Source organism: Dyella sp. SYSU CM1112 (genome assembly GCF_058216415.1).
The window spans coordinates 1-415 of record NZ_JBZEGI010000072.1 but is presented as its reverse complement, the minus strand read 5'-3'; the positions used below and the strand labels follow the sequence as shown (position 1 = coordinate 415).

General features: G+C 62.4%; 1 pseudogene. It reads right to left on the bottom strand.

Annotated elements, in window-relative coordinates:
* Positions 1-415: pseudogene (locus AC4HNJ_RS21665) on the bottom strand (ABC transporter ATP-binding protein); the annotation flags it as partial.

Below are 415 nucleotides of genomic sequence, written 5' to 3'. Positions count from 1 at the left end.
CGCCCGTCTTCCATGGCCAGCACGCGGTCGGCATGGCCGACCAGGCGGGGATCATGGCTGACGCAGAGCACCGTGGTGCCGTGTGCACGCGCGATGCGATGCAGAATGTCGATCACGATTTGTCCGTTGGCTGCATCCAACGCGCTGGTCGGCTCATCAGCGAATAGCAGTTCCGGTTGTTTGGCGAGCGCGCGGGCAATGGCGACGCGCTGCTTTTCGCCACAGGAAAGCTCGGCGGGGCGCAGCTGCATGCGAGGGCCAAGCCCTACTTCTTCCAACGACTCCATCGCACGCTTGCGCACCAGATCCTTCGCCAGTCCATATAGCTCAATGGGAGCTCGACCTGCTCAAGCGCGGTAAGCGCTGGAAACAGGTTGAACCCCTGGAATACGAAGCCCGTGTGCTGCAGGCGAAA